This window comes from Streptomyces aureocirculatus (assembly GCF_000720475.1).
Lineage (GTDB): Bacteria > Actinomycetota > Actinomycetes > Streptomycetales > Streptomycetaceae > Streptomyces > Streptomyces aureocirculatus.
On the sequence record NZ_JOAP01000020.1, the window covers coordinates 35519 to 48358 of the forward strand.

At 70.7% G+C, this 12840-nt stretch carries 12 protein-coding genes; 7 read left to right on the forward strand and 5 right to left on the reverse strand.

Annotated features, from left to right (window positions below):
• Window positions 1-117: 117 nt before the first annotated feature.
• A complete protein-coding gene (locus tag IG78_RS0119345) occupies window positions 118-1827 on the forward strand; it encodes an AMP-binding protein (RefSeq protein WP_030564859.1) in 1710 nt (569 codons plus the stop codon).
• Window positions 1824-3455: an AMP-binding protein gene (locus IG78_RS0119350; protein WP_030564861.1), complete on the forward strand. Its 1632-nt coding sequence runs from the start codon at window positions 1824-1826 to the stop codon at window positions 3453-3455. Before IG78_RS0119345 ends, IG78_RS0119350 begins: the two co-directional genes overlap by 4 nt.
• 4 nt (window positions 3456-3459) lie before the next feature.
• Here the strand turns inward: IG78_RS0119350 and IG78_RS0119355 are convergent, their stop codons facing one another.
• Window positions 3460-4185, reverse strand: coding sequence for a hypothetical protein (locus IG78_RS0119355; RefSeq protein ID WP_030564863.1), 726 nt, complete (start codon window positions 4183-4185; stop codon window positions 3460-3462).
• A 328-nt stretch (window positions 4186-4513) separates the two neighbouring features.
• Between IG78_RS0119355 and gcl the strand changes: the two genes are divergently transcribed.
• Window positions 4514-6301, forward strand: coding sequence for a glyoxylate carboligase (gcl, locus tag IG78_RS0119360; RefSeq protein ID WP_107054953.1), 1788 nt, complete (start codon window positions 4514-4516; stop codon window positions 6299-6301).
• Between the two features lie 127 nt (window positions 6302-6428).
• Here the strand turns inward: gcl and IG78_RS0119365 are convergent, their stop codons facing one another.
• The 4 genes from IG78_RS0119365 to IG78_RS0119380 all read right to left on the reverse strand — a co-directional run bounded on the left by IG78_RS0119365 (window position 6429) and on the right by IG78_RS0119380 (window position 10948).
• The gene (locus tag IG78_RS0119365) at window positions 6429-7025 is read right to left on the reverse strand and encodes a hypothetical protein (RefSeq protein ID WP_225882115.1); all 597 of its coding nucleotides are present in this window, start codon (window positions 7023-7025) and stop codon (window positions 6429-6431) included.
• 458 nt (window positions 7026-7483) lie between these two features.
• Window positions 7484-8941, reverse strand: a complete 1458-nt coding sequence (locus IG78_RS0119370) for a catalase (protein WP_030564868.1) — start codon at window positions 8939-8941, stop codon at window positions 7484-7486.
• A 191-nt stretch (window positions 8942-9132) separates the two neighbouring features.
• Window positions 9133-10029 carry a 2-hydroxy-3-oxopropionate reductase gene (locus IG78_RS0119375; protein ID WP_030564870.1) on the reverse strand — a complete coding sequence of 299 codons (897 nt, stop codon included), beginning with the start codon at window positions 10027-10029 and terminating at the stop codon, window positions 9133-9135.
• 91 nt (window positions 10030-10120) lie between these two features.
• Window positions 10121-10948: a TIM barrel protein gene (locus tag IG78_RS0119380; RefSeq protein ID WP_030564872.1), complete on the reverse strand. Its 828-nt coding sequence runs from the start codon at window positions 10946-10948 to the stop codon at window positions 10121-10123.
• A 125-nt stretch (window positions 10949-11073) separates the two neighbouring features.
• On the opposite strand from IG78_RS0119380, the gene IG78_RS0119385 reads away from it, so the two are divergent.
• From IG78_RS0119385 to uraH, 4 genes are all read left to right on the forward strand, one after another.
• The gene (locus IG78_RS0119385; protein WP_078965247.1) at window positions 11074-11352 is read left to right on the forward strand and encodes a thiamine-binding protein; all 279 of its coding nucleotides are present in this window, start codon (window positions 11074-11076) and stop codon (window positions 11350-11352) included.
• Window positions 11349-11726, forward strand: coding sequence for a helix-turn-helix domain-containing protein (locus IG78_RS0119390; protein WP_030564876.1), 378 nt, complete (start codon window positions 11349-11351; stop codon window positions 11724-11726). The genes IG78_RS0119385 and IG78_RS0119390 overlap by 4 nt, the downstream gene beginning before the upstream one ends.
• Before the next feature lie 167 nt (window positions 11727-11893).
• Complete coding sequence (uraD, locus tag IG78_RS0119395; protein ID WP_030564878.1) at window positions 11894-12406, forward strand: 2-oxo-4-hydroxy-4-carboxy-5-ureidoimidazoline decarboxylase; 513 nt, start codon at window positions 11894-11896, stop codon at window positions 12404-12406.
• Window positions 12403-12840 carry a hydroxyisourate hydrolase gene (gene uraH / locus IG78_RS0119400; protein ID WP_051852765.1) on the forward strand — a complete coding sequence of 146 codons (438 nt, stop codon included), beginning with the start codon at window positions 12403-12405 and terminating at the stop codon, window positions 12838-12840. Before uraD ends, uraH begins: the two co-directional genes overlap by 4 nt.

Here is a 12840-nt window from a genome sequence, read left to right on the forward strand (position 1 = left end):
CTTGTCGCCTCTTGTGCCGACGGGACACCACCCCCGTACGGGGGTGGTGAGACCTGCGTCACGGATTAGACGATGGTACGGAACCAGCGGCGGCACGCGGAATGCGAGGGGTAACAGATGACGGCGACCGGGGCGGACGGCGGCGGTGTGGCGGACTTCCGGGCGGCGCGGGACTTCCTGCTGCGCCACCGGGAGGACTACCGGACCGCGTACGAGGGCTTCACCTGGCCGCGGCCCACCCACTTCAACTGGGCCCTTGACTGGTTCGACGCCATCGCGGCCGGCAACGACCGCACGGCCCTGCACATCGTGGAGGAGGACGGGGCCGGGACACGGCTTACCTTCGCCGCTCTCTCGCGGCGCTCCGCGCAGGCCGCCAACTGGCTGCGCGGCCTCGGCGTACGCGCCGGTGACCGCGTCGTCGTGATGCTCGGCAACCAGGCCGAGCTGTGGGAGGTCGCCCTCGCCGCGATGAAGCTGCGCGCCGTGGTGATCCCGGCGACACCGCTGCTCGGCGCCGCCGACCTGCGCGACCGCGTCGAACGCGGCCGGGCCCGGCATGTCGTGGTGCGCGGCGACGACACCGCCAAGTTCACGGACGTGCCGGGGGAGTACACCCGGATCGTGGTCGGGGGCCGTGCCGGTGCGCAGGCCCCGCCGGGCCCCGAGTGGATCGCGTACGACGGCGTCGACTCCGCCCCCGCCGACTTCACCCCCGAAGGACCCACCCGCGCCGACGACCCGCTGATGCTGTACTTCACCTCCGGCACCACCGCCCGGCCCAAACTCGTCGAGCACACCCATGTGTCGTATCCGGTGGGGCACCTGGCGACGATGTACTGGATCGGGCTCAAGCCGGGCGACGTGCATCTGAACATCTCCTCGCCCGGCTGGGCCAAGCACGCCTGGTCGAACCTGTTCGCGCCGTGGAACGCGGAGGCGACCGTGTTCCTCTACAACTACACGCGGTTCGACGCGGCGCGGCTCATGGCCGAGATGGACCGCGTCGGCGTCACCAGCTTCTGCGCGCCGCCCACCGTGTGGCGCATGCTCATCCAGGCCGACCTCACCCAGTTGCGTACGCCGCCCCGGGAGGTCGTGGCGGCGGGGGAGCCGCTGAACCCCGAGGTCATCGAGCAGGTGCGGCGCGACTGGGGGGTGACCGTCCGGGACGGCTTCGGGCAGACCGAGACCGCCGTACAGGTCGCCAACAGCCCCGGGCAGGAGCTGAAGCCCGGCTCGATGGGGCGGCCCACGCCCGGCTTCGTCGTCGAACTGCTCGACCCGGTCACGGGCGAGCCGGGGGCCGAGGAGGGTGAGATCGCGCTCGACCTGTCGGCGCGCCCGGTCGGCCTGATGACCGGCTACCACGGCGACCCGGAGCGCACGGCCGAGGCCACGGCGGGCGGCTACTACCGCACCGGCGACATCGGCGCCCGCGACGCCGACGGATACCTCACCTATGTCGGCAGGAGCGACGACGTGTTCAAGGCCTCCGACTACAAGATCTCGCCGTTCGAGCTGGAGAGCGCGCTCCTGGAGCACGAGGCGGTCGCCGAGGCCGCGGTCGTGCCCGCCCCCGACCCGGTGCGGCTCGCCGTCCCGAAGGCGTACGTGGTGCTCGCCGAGGGCCACGAACCGGGGCCCGGCACGGCCAAGCTCCTGTTCGAGCACTCGCGGGCGACGCTCGCTCCGTACAAACGCCTGCGCCGCCTGGAGTTCGGCACGCTCCCCAAGACGGTGTCCGGCAAGATCCGCCGCATCGAGCTGCGCGAGGCCACGGCCAAGGGGTCCGACGCCGAGTACCGCGAGGAGGACTTCCGGTGAGCGCCACGGCCGAACCGGCTCCTGCCGGGCTCTCCTACGCCCACGGCACCAGCAGGACCCCGCTGCTCGGCGACACCATCGGGCAGAACCTCGCCCGTGCCGTCGCCGCCTGGCCCGACCGGGACGCGCTCGTCGACATCGCGGCCGGGACCCGCTGGACGTACGCCGAGTTCGGGGCCGCCGTCGAGCAACTGGCGCTCGGGCTGCTCGGCTCCGGGGTCGGCAAGGGCGACCGGGTCGGCATCTGGGCCGTCAACTGCGCCGAGTGGGTGCTCCTGCAGTACGCCACCGCCCGCGTCGGCGCGATCCTGGTGAACGTCAACCCGGCGTACCGCTCGCACGAACTCGCCTATGTGCTGCGGCAGTCGGGCGTCTCCCTGTTGGTCGCCACCGAGCGGCACAGGACCACCGACTACCGGGCCATGGTCGACGAGGTCCGGGGCGCCTGCCCGGACCTGCGGGCCGTGCACTACATCGGGGACGACGCGTCGTGGGGTGCGCTCCTGGACGCGGCGCGGTCCGTCGGCGAACGTGAACTCGCCTCCCGGGAGGCGGAGTTGAGCTGCGACGACCCGGTCAACATCCAGTACACGTCGGGCACCACCGGCTTCCCCAAGGGGGCCACGCTCTCCCACCACAACATCCTCAACAACGGGTACTGGGTGGGGCGCACCATCGGCTACGGCGAGCAGGACCGGGTGTGTCTGCCCGTGCCCTTCTACCACTGTTTCGGCATGGTGATGGGGAATCTCGGCGCCACCTCGCACGGCGCCTGCGTCGTCATCCCGGCGCCGTCGTTCGACCCCGTGGCCACGCTGCAGGCCGTGGAGCGCGAGCGGTGCACCTCGCTGTACGGGGTGCCGACGATGTTCATCGCCGAGCTCAACCTCGCCGACTTCGCCACGTATGACCTGACCAGCCTGCGTACGGGGATCATGGCCGGCTCCCCCTGCCCCGTCGAGGTCATGAAGCGGGTCGTCGCCGAGATGCACATGGCGGAGGTCTCCATCTGCTACGGCATGACGGAGACCTCGCCCGTCTGTGTGCAGACCCGGATGGACGACGACCTGGAGCGGCGCACCGGGACCGTCGGGCGGGTCCTGCCGCACATCGAGGTCAAGGTCGTCGACCCGGCGACCGGGGTCACGCTGCCGCGCGGCGCGTCGGGCGAGCTGTGCACCCGCGGGTACAGCGTGATGCTCGGCTACTGGAACGACCCCGAACGGACCGCCGAGGTCATCGACTCCGGGCGCTGGATGCACACGGGCGACCTCGCCGTCATGCGCGACGACGGATACGTACAGATCGTCGGCCGCATCAAGGACATGATCATCCGTGGGGGCGAGAACGTCTACCCGCGCGAGATCGAGGAGTTCCTGTACGGGCACCCGAAGATCGCCGACGTACAGGTGGTCGGAGTGCCCGACGAGCGGTACGGGGAGGTGCCCCTTGCCTGCGTCATCCTGCGCGACCCCGAGGACGCCCTGACGCTCGCGGAACTCCGGGACTTCTGCGAGGGGCGGCTCGCCCGCTACAAGGTCCCGGCCGGGCTGCGCATCCTGGAGAGCTTCCCGATGACGGTGTCGGGCAAGGTGCGCAAGGTGGAGTTGCGGGAGCGGTTCGGCTGAGGGGTCACGCCCCCGTCGCCGTCAGCTCGTCCGCCGCGCCGTTCAGGGGCTCCGGTGTGCCCGAGAGCTCGATGCGGAACAGGGCCACGTCCAGTTCGTCGGCCCGGGTGCGGGCCGCGGGAGTGAATCCGGACAGGGCGAAGCACGCGCAGGTCACCGCGTGCGTCGTCGCCGTCAGCCAGGCGCACTCCACGTCCCGCAGCGAGGCGGGCCGCACGGTCGGCTCGACCTGCGCGAGCACGCCGAGCGCCGTGAGCCGGGTGCCCGACGGGGGCCGCTCCTCCTCGGGGCGGGCCTCGCGCACGTCCTCGTAACCGAGCCGGCGCAGGAACAGCACGGCCGTGGCCACCGCGTCCCGGGCACCGCGGACGGGAACCGGGCGGAAGGCGTACCGCGGGGTCGGCGCCGTCCCGGGCAGGGGGATGTGCGGCGGGCTGAGCGAGGGACGCCCTTCCGGGGCCTGCGGCCTCTCCGGCACCACCGGAATCCGCAGCACCGCCCCGCACGCGCACCCCAGCTCCGGCCGCGGCCAGTCCGTGCCGCGTCCGCAGGCGGCGCACCGCACCGTCACCCAGGCGTCGGCCGGGGTCCGGTGGGTGAGCGCGGTGGCGGAGCCGTGGGTGACGGGAGGGACGACAGGGGCGCCGCAGGGGCAGGGGAAGGCCGGGGGCGCGTAGATCTGTTCGTGCCGGCACACCGGGCACCACACCAGGACGTCGTACCCCGTCATCGTCCCCACCCCCGTCCTTCCGTGCACCGCCGTCCGCCGGCCGTACCCCGCGCCCGTCGCGCTCGTCGCGCCCGTCGCGCCCGTCGCGTTCCTGGCCGCCCTGGGTGGACTTTCGGCCACCGGGCCGCCGGAGCCCATCGTCGTACGGAACGCGACCGCGCCGATACGCCATTTTGAGCTGGAGCGAGCCCCGGGTCCCTTGACGGTCCTCGCACGCCCGCTTACATTGCTTCCATATAGCAGAACATAGTTTCCGTAATGCGGAATTCACAGCTCACCGCGGGGCGCGACGGGAGCCCGAATTCGCCAGCCGAAGCAGGAGAACTCCATGGCTCGTATGACCGCTGCCCGCGCGGCAGTCGAGATCCTCAAGCGCGAGGGCGTCACCAACGCGTTCGGCGTGCCGGGGGCCGCGATCAACCCCTTCTACCGGGCGCTCGAGGAAGGCGGCGGCATCGATCACACGCTCGCCCGCCACGTCGAGGGCGCCTCACACATGGCCGAGGGGTACACCCGTACCGAGGCGGGCAACATCGGCGTCTGCATCGGCACTTCGGGCCCGGCGGGCACCGACATGATCACCGGCCTCTACTCCGCCATCGGTGACTCGATCCCGATCCTGTGCATCACGGGCCAGGCGCCCACGAACGTGCTCCACAAGGAGGACTTCCAGGCCGTCGACATCGCCTCCATCGCCAAGCCGGTCACCAAGATGGCCGTCACGGTCCTGGAGGCCGCGCAGGTCCCCGGCGTCTTCCAGCAGGCCTTCCACCTGATGCGCTCGGCGCGTCCTGGGCCTGTCCTCATCGACCTGCCCATCGACGTCCAGCTCACCGAGATCGAGTTCGACCCGGAGACGTACCAGCCGCTGCCCGTCTACAAGCCCGCGGCGAGCCGTGCCCAGGTCGAGAAGGCCATCGGCCTGCTCCTTGATTCCGAGCGGCCGCTGATCGTCGCGGGCGGCGGCGTCATCAACGCCGACGCCTGCGAACTGCTCGTGGAGTTCGCCGAACTGACGGGCACTCCGGTCGTCCCCACCCTGATGGGCTGGGGCATCCTGCCCGACGACCACGAGCTGAACGCGGGCATGGTGGGCCTCCAGACCTCGCACCGCTACGGCAACGCGACGTTCCTGGAGTCCGACTTCGTCCTCGGCATCGGCAACCGCTGGGCCAACCGCCACACCGGCTACAAGATGGACGTCTACCGCAAGGACCGCACGTTCGTGCACGTCGACGTCGAGCCGACCCAGATCGGCAAGATCTTCGCACCGGACTACGGCATCGCGTCCGACGCCAAGGCGGCCCTGGAACTCTTCGTCGAGGTCGCCAAGGAGCTGAAGGCGGCGGGTCGGCTCCCCGACCGCGGTGAGTGGATCGCCCGCGGCCAGGAGCACCGGGCCACGCTGCTCCGCCGCACGCACTTCGACGACATCCCGATGAAGCCGCAGCGCGTGTACGAGGAGATGAACAAGGCCTTCGGGCCCGAGACCCGGTATGTCTCCACGATCGGCCTCTCCCAGATCGCCGGCGCCCAGATGCTGCACGTCTACAAGCCGCGGCACTGGATCAACTGCGGCCAGGCGGGCCCCCTCGGCTGGACCATCCCGGCCGCCCTGGGTGTCGCCACGGCCGACCCGGACGCCCAGGTCGTCGCCCTCTCCGGCGACTACGACTTCCAGTTCATGATCGAGGAACTGGCCGTCGGCGCCCAGCACCGCATCCCCTACGTCCACGTCCTCGTGAACAACTCCTACCTGGGCCTGATCCGCCAGGCCCAGCTCGGCCTCGGCATCAACTTCCAGGTCAACCTGGAGTTCGAGAACATCAACTCGCCGGAGCTCGGCGTGTACGGCGTCGACCACGTCAAGGTCGCCGAGGGCCTCGGCTGCAAGGCGATCCGCGTGACCGACCCGAACGAGCTCGGCGCGGCCTTCGAGCAGGCCAAGAAGCTCGCGCAGGAGTACCGCGTGCCGGTGGTTGTCGAGGCGATCCTGGAGCGCGTCACCAACATCTCCATGAGCCGCACGGCGGACATCAGCGATGTCACCGAGTTCGAGGAGATCGCCACGGAGCCGTGGCACGCCCCGAGCGCCATCAAGACCCTCAAGGCCTGAACCGGCCGGTCCTCGCGGTCCGGTCCCCACGCCGACCCCCGTGCCAGGAGAGCTGCACCTCCTGGCACGGGGGTCGGCCGTTTCCCGGCCCGCGCGTTCGGGCCCCTTACGGCGTACGTACGGGACCTCACGCCGTACGGCGGCGGCGTACGAAGTAGTGCACGCTCAGGGCGAGGACCATTGGCCCCCACAGTCCCGCCGGCAGCAGACAGGCCCGGCCCGCCACCTCCCAGGCGCCGTTGTCGAAGTCACCGAAGTGGAGGCCGATGTCGAGCGCGGCCAGGGTGAACTGGCCGAACAGGAGCGTGGCGGCGGTGCCGCCGAGGACGGCCGGGACCAGGGCCGCGGCGGGCCGCACGCGCAGGCCGCCGAGCAGCGGCACCCAGCCGGGCACGACCTCTCCCCAGCCGCGGACCAGGCCGAAGCCCAGCAAGGCGAACCCCTCCGTGACGAGGCTGAGGCCGAAGACGTACGGGATGGAGACCCACGGACTGCCCATCGACCCGGTGCCCGTGCCCATGTCGAAGCCGAAGGCGAAGGGCAGCCGCCACAGGCACTGGGGCAGGAGCACGAGGGGGATGGCGTGGGCCACTCGCTCGGCCCAGCGGGGCACGGGGCGTTCGGTGCCCGCGCCGGAGCGCGGCCGGGTCCGGGTGCCGGTGTCCCAGCCGGTGTCACGCGTCTTGGTGGTGCGGGCACGCTCGTGAGCGGGGGTCGTCGTCATGGCACCGACTCTGCCGCCCGCCGGAACACGGATCGTCAGCTCAGCCGCTGGACCGTCTCCGCCGCGCGGGGGAGGGGGCGTACGCCGACACGGCGAGGCCCCCGGTGCGTCGATCCGACGCGTACCGGGGGCCAAGAGCTGGCGCGGGAGGGTGAGTTGCTGCCGCCCGACGGCGCGCGACTGGCGGAACATGCATACGCGCCGCCGGGCGGAATCCATGGGCATGACCGGGACCGCGGCGGTCGGGCGACGGTCCCCGGACACCCTTCCTCAGGTCGAAAAGGGGCCGGGAGACCTTCACCACCGCACTGGCTCGCCCGAGCCGCCGCGGTCCTCGTCGTCCCGCCCGCCGGGTGACCACCCCTCATCCGGGTCCACGGCGGTGCGGGTCTCCGCGCGGGGCACTGACCTCCCGTCAAGTGCCCCGCGCAGTCTGTGGGTCGAAAGAACCCGGGGGCTCAGTCCTCGCGCAGAGCGCGGACCGCCGCCTCCACGCGCTTGCCGTAGTCGGGGTCGGCGGCGTGGAAGTGGGCGAGGTTCTTCTCGACGACGTCCTCGCGGGAGACCTGCGAGAGGCCGCCCGCGATGTTCGCCACCAGACGGGACTTCTCCTCGTCCGACATCAGCCGGTACAGCTCACCGGCCTGGAAGAAGTCGTCGTCCTTGGTGTGGGCCGGGGCCTCGTGGGTGCCGGTGTGGCCGCTGATCGCGAGGGGGGCCGACAGCGGCCTGCCCGTCTCGGCGGGCCCGTCGTACGAGTTCGGCTCGTAGTTCTTGCGGTCGCGGCCGTAGGCGTTGGACGCCATCAGACCGTCGCGGCCGTAGTTGTCGGCCTTCGTCGCCCTGGGGGCGTTCACCGCGAGCTGGGTGTGGTTGACGCCGAGGCGGTAGCGGTGCGCGTCCGCGTAGGCGAACAGGCGGCCCTGGAGCATCTTGTCGGGCGACGGGCCGATGCCGGGCACGAAGTTGTTCGGCGAGAACGCGGCCTGCTCGACCTCGGCGAAGACGTTGTCCGGGTTGCGGTCGAGGACGAGACGGCCCACGCGCTGCAACGGGTAGTCGGCGTGCGGCCACACCTTGGTGAGGTCGAACGGGTTGAAGCGGTAGTTCGCCGCGTCGGCCGCGGGCATGATCTGCACGTGCAGGGTCCAGGACGGGTTCACGCCCCGCTCGATGGCCTGGAGCAGGTCCGTCTGGTGCGAGTTGGCGTCCTTGCCCGCGAGCTCCGCGCCCTGCTCGGCGGAGAGACAGCGGATGCCCTGGTTCGTCTTGAAGTGGTACTTGACGAAGAAGGCCTCACCCCGCGCGTTCGTCCACTGGTAGGTGTGCGAGCCGTAGCCGTTCATGTGGCGGTACGAGGCGGGGATGCCGCGGTCGCCCATCAGCCAGGTCACCTGGTGCGTGGCCTCGGGGGCGTGCGCCCAGAAGTCCCAGACGTTGTCCGGCTCCTGCTTGCCCGTGAACGGGTCGCGCTTCTGCGAGTGGATGAAGTCCGGGAACTTCAGCGGGTCCTTGATGAAGAAGACCGGGGTGTTGTTGCCGACGAGGTCGTAGTTGCCCTCCTCGGTGTAGAACTTCACCGCGAAGCCGCGCGGGTCGCGCACGGCGTCGGCGCCGCCGAGGCTGTCGGCCACGGTGGAGAAGCGCAGGAACACCTCGGTGCGCTTGCCGACCTCGGCCAGGAAGTCCGCGTGGGTGAAGCCGGTGACGTCGTCGGTCACCTCGAAGTAGCCGTACGCGCCCGAGCCGCGGGCGTGCACGACGCGCTCCGGGATGCGCTCACGGTTGAAGCGGGCCAGCTTCTCCAGCAGGTGCTGGTCCTGGAGGAGGATCGGGCCGCCGACGCCGGCGGTGGCGGAGTTCTGGTTGTCGGCGACGGGAGCGCCGGACTCGGTCGTGAGCACACGCTTCGACATGGTGGCGGAGTTGACCTTCCGTACGGACTGCTGGAACTGCTGACGGTGAACCGGAGCGTAAGGACCTCTGAACAGCTCCGTCAACAGTTTGTTGAAGTTGATGAAGGGGGTTCCGGGCCGCGGCGGCGCTTGGGCGCGACAGGACAGGTGTCAGCGACGCCGCGACCCGGAAGTCTGGGGTGCCCGCGGTGTCAGGCGACCGGGTTGCCGGAGAGGCGCTCGACGGAGCGCAGGAGCGCCGAGTGGTCGAGGCCGCCGTCGCCCTGGGCGCGCAGGCTGGCCACGAGCTGGGCGACCACGCCGCCGACGGGCAGGGCGGCACCGACGTTGCGGGCGGCGTCCGTGACGATGCCCATGTCCTTGTGGTGCAGGTCGATGCGGAAACCCGGCTTGAAGTCCCGGTTCAGGAAGTTGTCCTTCTTGCGGGTCAGGACGGTCGACCCGGCGAGGCCGCCGCCCAGTACGTCCAGGGCGGCCTTCAGGTCCACGCCGGACTTCTCCAGGAAGACCACGGCCTCGGCGCACGCCTGGATGTTGACGGCGACGATGAGCTGGTTGGCGGCCTTCACGGTCTGACCGGAGCCGTGCGGGCCGCACCGGACGACGGTCTTGCCGAGTGCGTCGAACAGCGGCTTGGCCTCGTCGAAGTCGGCTTGCTCACCGCCGACCATGATGGAGAGCACCGCCTCGACGGCGCCCGCCTCGCCACCGGAGACCGGGGCGTCGAGCACGCGGACGCCCTTGTCCTTGGCGGCCGCGGCCAGGTCCACCGAGGTCTGCGGCGTGATCGACGACATGTCGATGAGCAGCGCGCCGGAGCGCGCGTTCGCCAGGATGCCGTCCGGGCCGTACGCGATGGCCTCCACCTGCGGGGACGCGGGCACCATCGTCACGATGACGTCGGCGTCGCGGACGGCATCGGCGATGGAGGGGGCGGCGGTGCCGCCGGCCGCGGCGAGGCGGTCCAGCTTGTCCTGCTCCAGGGTGAAGCCGGTGACGGAGTAGCCCGCCTTGACCAGGTTCTCGGACATGGGCGAGCCCATGATCCCGAGCCCGATCCAGGCGACCTTGGGGAGGGTGTTGCTCATGGCGGAACCTTTCTTGCTGCGTTTCTGCGTCGGCTGTGAGGTGCGGAGTGACGGGTGGGCGGGTGGGGAAGGCCCGCTGCGAAGCGGCGGCTCAGTCCGCAGCCGGCAGCCAGTCGAACGCCTCGGCGCTCGGGCGGTCCCCGGCCTTGTACTCCAGGCCGACCCAGTTGTCGTACCCGGCCTTGTGCAACTGGTCGAGGAGGTCCTCAAGAGGCAGCGAACCGGTTCCGGGAGCCCCGCGGCCCGGGTTGTCGGCGATCTGCACGTGCCCGGTCTTCGCCGCGTACTGCTCGATGACCGCGGGCAGGTCCTCGCCGTTCATGGAGAGGTGGTACAGGTCCAGGAGGAACTTGGCGTTGCCGATGCCGGTCGCGGCGTTGACCTTGTCCACGATCTCGACGGCCTTGGGCGCGCTGACGATCGGGCAGAGCGGCGACTCCACGGCGTTGAGCGCCTCGATGAGCAGTACCGCCCCCACGCGGTCTGCCTCACGGGCGGCCAACACCAGGTTCTCCAGGGCCAGTTCGTCCTGCACGGCCGGGGCGACGCCGGGGACGCGGTTGCCGTAAAGGGCGTTCAGGGCCTTGCAGCCGAGCGACTCGGCGAAGTCCGCGGCCACCGCGAGGTTCGCGCGGAACCTGGCGCTCTCCTCGCCGGGGATGGACAGCGCCCCGCGGTCGGGCCCCGGAAGCTGTCCGGCGTAGAAGTTCAGGCCCACCAACTGCACGCCCGCGTCCTCGATCGCCCGCTTCAGGGCGTCGAGCTCGGACTGCTCGGGGGTGGGGGCGTCGACCCAGGGCCACCACAGCTCGACGGCCTCGAATCCGGCGGCCGCGGCGGCCGCGGGCCGCTCCAGGAGCGGGAGCTCGGTGAAGAGGATCGACAGGTTCACATTGAAGCGCTGGTCGGAGTATCCCATGGGGCTTTCCGCGCTCCTTCCGTATTGCGGAAGTTCAATTTTGCTTGATGGAAGATTGCATCCGATCCGTGGAAGCTGTCAAGAGGGGCTGCCGGAAAATCAAGGGGCCGCGTTAAGTTGGCGCCGTGCGATTGAGAGTGGAGTTCACAACCGAGCCCTTCGACCTCGACGAGGCGCCGCCCCACGCCGTGGCCGCCCGTGAGGTCATCCAGGGCGCCGACCTCGACGCCGTCGACGTGGGGCCCTTCGGCAACACCGCCGAGGGGGACGTCGACGCGGTCCTCACGGCCGTCGACGCCATGCTGCGCCGGTCCCTCGGTGCCGGCGCCACCCGCGTCTCGCTCCAGGTGAACGTGATCGCGGAGCCGGGCGAGCGGACCGCGCCGGGGGAGGTGGCCAGGTGACCGGATTCGGGGACGTCCCCTTCGCGGCCGCGGTCAAGCCGCTCGTGGACGCGATGGGCGGCGAGATGGTGGAGCCGGACCAGGCGGGGCCCGACGACGTCGTGCTCACCTGGGAGGGCGAGGACGTGCTCGCCGTGCGCCTGCCGCAGCTCGCCGACTCGCTCGACCACATCCTGCTCGCCCTGGAGCGCCAGCGCGGCAAGCCCCTCGCGGAGCTCGACCGCAAGGCCAAGCAGGAGGTCGTGCGGATACTGGAGGCCCGTGGCGCGTTCTCCGTGCGCCATGGCGTGGAGACCGTGGCGGGCGCACTCGGCGTGTCCCGCTTCACCGTCTACAACTACCTGAACAGGGAGAATGCCGCGAAGGGCAAGTAGCGACACGTCCATGACGTGAGCGGCGTCACGCTGCGCGGTCGAGCCGTCACCCGGATCGCGGGGTGGCGGCTTCTTTGTTCAAATGATTTCAACAAACTGTTGACGCGCTGTTGTTGAAGGTCTTAGCTGTTCCGCAGCCCGTTCAGCCAAAGGCCACGGAGGCTCCCGTGACTTCCCGTACGACGCCGGGCATCGCCCGGTTCAACGCCTTGGAGGAGGCCGCGGCCACCGCCGCGCTCCACGAGGCCTGCGCCTCTTCGGCCTGGGGGAGCAAGCTGCTCTCCCGGCGCCCCTACGCCACCGCCGAAGCCCTCCTCGCCGCGAGCGACGCCGCCATGGCGGAGCTGACCGCGGACGACCTGGCCGAGGCGATGGCGGGGCACCCGCCGATCGGCCGCCCGAAGCCCGGCGACCCGACCTCGTCCCGCGAGCAGCGGGGCATGGCGGGCGCCTCCGAGGAGCTCAAGGCCGAGATGCTCGAACTGAACCTGGCGTACCAGGAGAAGTTCGGACACGTCTTCCTGATCTGCGCCACCGGTCGCACCGGCGAGCAGATGCGGGACGCGGTCAAGGAACGGATCGGTAACTCGCCCGAACAGGAGCGGGAGATCGTCCGCTCCGAGCTGGGCAAGATCAACCGTATCCGTCTGACCCGCATCCTGGAGGAGGAGACCGCATGAGCGCCGACCCCACTGGCCCGACTGGCCCCGCTGGCCTCACGGAAACGACCGCCTCGGTGTCCACGCACATCCTGGACACCAGCGTCGGACGTCCCGCGGAGGGCGTGGCCATCTCCCTGTCGGCCCGTGGCGCCGGGGAGTGGGAGGTGCTCGGCGGCAGCAGGACCGACGCGGACGGGCGCTGCAAGGACCTGCCGGCGCTGCCGCTGTCCACCACCCACGTGCGTCTGGACTTCGCGGTCGAGCCGTACTTCCTGAGCAAGCAAGCACAGCAAGCCGAGGCGCAGCAGGACGCCCCCGCGAATCGGGACAGCGGTGCGAACGGAGTGTTCTTCCCCGAGGTGGCGATCACCTTCGCCGTCGTGCCGGGCGAGCACTACCACGTACCGCTGCTGCTCAACCCGTTCGGCTACTCCGTTTACCGAGGGAGCTAG

Bases quoted from the DNA above. Each gene is read 5' to 3' on its own strand.
- IG78_RS0119345 (WP_030564859.1), top strand. From the start codon at position 118: ATGACGGCGACCGGGGCGGACGGCGGCGGTGTGGCGGACTTCCGGGCG.
- IG78_RS0119355 (WP_030564863.1), bottom strand. From the start codon at position 4,185: ATGACGGGGTACGACGTCCTGGTGTGGTGCCCGGTGTGCCGGCACGAA.
- gcl (WP_107054953.1), top strand. From the start codon at position 4,514: ATGGCTCGTATGACCGCTGCCCGCGCGGCAGTCGAGATCCTCAAGCGC.
- IG78_RS0119365 (WP_225882115.1), bottom strand. From the start codon at position 7,025: ATGACGACGACCCCCGCTCACGAGCGTGCCCGCACCACCAAGACGCGT.
- IG78_RS0119370 (WP_030564868.1), bottom strand. From the start codon at position 8,941: ATGTCGAAGCGTGTGCTCACGACCGAGTCCGGCGCTCCCGTCGCCGAC.
- IG78_RS0119375 (WP_030564870.1), bottom strand. From the start codon at position 10,029: ATGAGCAACACCCTCCCCAAGGTCGCCTGGATCGGGCTCGGGATCATG.
- IG78_RS0119380 (WP_030564872.1), bottom strand. From the start codon at position 10,948: ATGGGATACTCCGACCAGCGCTTCAATGTGAACCTGTCGATCCTCTTC.
- uraH (WP_051852765.1), top strand. From the start codon at position 12,403: ATGAGCGCCGACCCCACTGGCCCGACTGGCCCCGCTGGCCTCACGGAA.